This is a genomic window from Streptomyces sp. NPDC043854, from assembly GCF_056436005.1.
The window spans coordinates 1-2,915 of sequence record NZ_JBWKDK010000126.1 but is presented as its reverse complement, the minus strand read 5'-3'; the positions used below and the strand labels follow the sequence as shown (position 1 = coordinate 2,915).

General features: G+C 72.0%; 1 protein-coding gene. It reads left to right on the top strand.

The window, feature by feature from the left end; all coding sequences use genetic code 11:
• The coding region (locus tag AC068A_RS37255) for a condensation domain-containing protein (protein ID WP_478590734.1) at positions 1-2,915 on the top strand (2,915 nt) is incomplete at both ends.

The following is a 2,915-nucleotide window of genomic DNA, read 5'->3' as shown; positions in this document are numbered from 1 at the left end:
CTTCCGGCTTACATGGTGCCTTCGGCTGTGGTGGTGCTGGAGGCGTTGCCGCTGACTCCGAACGGGAAGCTGGACCGGGCTGCGCTGCCTGTGCCGGGTGCGGAGGGTTCGGTGGGTGTGGGGGGTGGTCGGGCTCCGCGTACGCCTGAGGAGCAGGTGCTTGCGGGTTTGTTCGCCGAGGTGCTGGGTGTGCCGGTGGTGGGAGCCGATGACGATTTCTTTGCCCTGGGGGGCCACTCCCTGCTGGCCACCCGGCTCACCAGCCGCATCCGCACCACCCTTGGTGCAGAACTGGCGTTGCGTGACATGTTCGAGGCGCGCACCGTCGCCGCACTGGCGACCCGCTTGGACAGCACGGTCACGGCGCGGCCGGCTCTGACTCCCCAAGAACGGCCCGATCCGGTGCCGCTGTCGTTCGCGCAGCGGCGGCTGTGGTTCCTCCACCGGCTCGAGGGGCCGGGTGCCACGTACAACATTCCCCTGGCGTTGCGGTTGACCGGTGATCTGGACCGTGCGGCGCTCGGGCGGGCGCTGGCCGATGTGACGGCCCGGCACGAGGCCCTGCGGACGGTGTTCCGGGAGAGCGGTGGCGTGGCCTGCCAGCACGTCCTCGCGCCGTCCGGGACGTCCGCGGTGCTTGCGGTCACCGATACGGACGAGGAGGGTCTTCCCGGGCTGCTGGCGCAGGCCGCCCGGCATCCGTTCGATCTGGCCGCGGAGCTGCCGGTGCATGCCGAGCTGTTCGCGGTCGGGCCCGGTGAGCACGTGCTCCTGCTCGTGGTGCACCACATCGCTGCCGACGGCTGGTCGGTCGGGGTGCTCACGCGTGACCTGGCCACCGCGTACGCGGCCCGCAGCCGGGGCGGGCAGCCGTCCTGGCAGCCCCTGCCGGTGCAGTACGCCGACTACACGCTGTGGCAGCAGCACCTCCTCGGCGACCCCGGCGACCCCGACAGCCTCGCCGCCCGCCAACTCGCGTACTGGACGAAGAACCTCACCGGCATCCCCGAAGAACTCCCGCTCCCCTACGACCGGCCCCGGCCGGCCGTGGCCTCGCACCGCGGCGCTTCGATCGGCCTCGAGCTGGACGGCGAGCTGCACGCGCAGCTGGCCGAACTGGCCCGCAGCACGGGGACGAGCATGCTCATGGTGCTCCACGCCGCCCTCGCCGCCCTGCTCGGCAAGCTGGGCGCCGGCACCGACATCCCCGTCGGCATCCCCGTCGCCGGACGCACGGACCAGGCCCTGGACGACCTGGTGGGCTTCTTCGTCAACACCCTGGTGCTGCGGACGGACACCTCCGGCGACCCCACCTTCGCCGAGCTCCTGGAACAGGTCCGCGAGACCGCGCTCGGCGCCTACGCCCACCAGGACCTTCCTTTCGAGCACCTTGTGGAGGCCCTCAACCCGGTGCGGTCGCCGGCCCGGCATCCCCTGTTCCACGTCATGCTCTCCGTCGACACCGCTGACGCCGGTGCCTGCACGCTGCCCGGCCTGAACGTCTCCACCGCGTCGGTGCCGACCGGATCGGCCAAGTTCGACCTGGACATCGCGCTCACCGAACGGCGTTCGGACAGCGGCGGGTACCTCGGACTCACGGGAGCGTTCGGGTACGCCACCGACGTGTTCGACCCCGCCACGATCGACACCATGGCCGAGCGCTTCGTGCGACTGCTCAGGGCAGCCGTGCGGGACCCCGACCGGCCGATCAGCCGCATCGACGTGCTCTCCGACGACGAGCGCCGGCGCTTGCTCGGCGGCCCCAGCCCGTCCGCGCCGACGGAGCCGCCCGCGCGGACACTCCCGGAACTCTTCGCCGACCGGGTTCAGGCCGCTCCGGACGCGGTGGCGGTGGTCGCCGGCGACGCCACCCTGACGTACGCCGAACTGAACGCACGGGCCAATCGGCTCGCCCACGCCCTCACCGACCGCGGCGTGGGCACCGAGGACATCGTCGCCCTGGCCTTGCCCCGTTCCGCCGATCTGGTCGTGGCCATCCTCGCCGTACTCAAGGCCGGTGCCGCCTACCTCCCGCTGGACCCGGAATACCCGGCTGCGCGCGTCGCCGCCATGGTCGGCGACGCCCGTCCCGTACTGCTGCTGAGCGATACGGCAACAGCCGCCACGGCCGACTTCGGGGCCGATCCGCCCAGACTGCTGCTCGACGCGCCGGAGACCACCGCGAAGGTCGGGGCGCTTTCGGCCTCCGACCCGGTCACGGGGCTGCTGCCGGACCATCCGGCGTACGTGATCTACACGTCGGGCTCGACCGGGAAGCCCAAGGGGGTCGTCTCCCGGCACATGAGCGTGGCCGCCACGGCCCTCCAGTACCGGGAGGAGGTCTTCGCTCTGGCGGTGGAGCGAACCGGAGGGCGTCGGCTGCGCGTGGCGCTGACCGCCTCGGTGTCCTTCGACGCCTCATGGGGCCAGTTGGCGGCCCTGATGGACGGCCACGAGCTCCATGTGCCCGACGCCGCCACCTGGGTGGACGCGGCCCGGTTCGCGGCATGGCTCGTGCAGCACCGGATCGACTCCGTCGATGTCACGCCCTCCTACATGCGCGTCCTGGCCGACCGGGGCCTGTTCACGAACGAGCGGTGGCGGCCGAGCGTGGCCGTGCTCGGCGGCGAGGCCCTGCCGGACCGGCTGTGGGAGGAACTGCGGGCTGTGGAGGGACTGGCGGCCTACAACATGTACGGGCCGACCGAGTGCACCGTGGACGCGGTGCGCACGCGGCTCGACACCAGCGCGGAGCCGGTCCTCGGGCAGCCGGTCGCAGGTGCGCGGGTGTATGTGCTGGATGGGGTGTTGGGGTTGGTGCCGCCTGGGGTGGTGGGTGAGTTGTATGTGGCGGGGGTGGGTTTGGCGCGGGGGTATGTGCGGCGGCCGGGGTTGACTGCGGAGCGGTTTGTGGC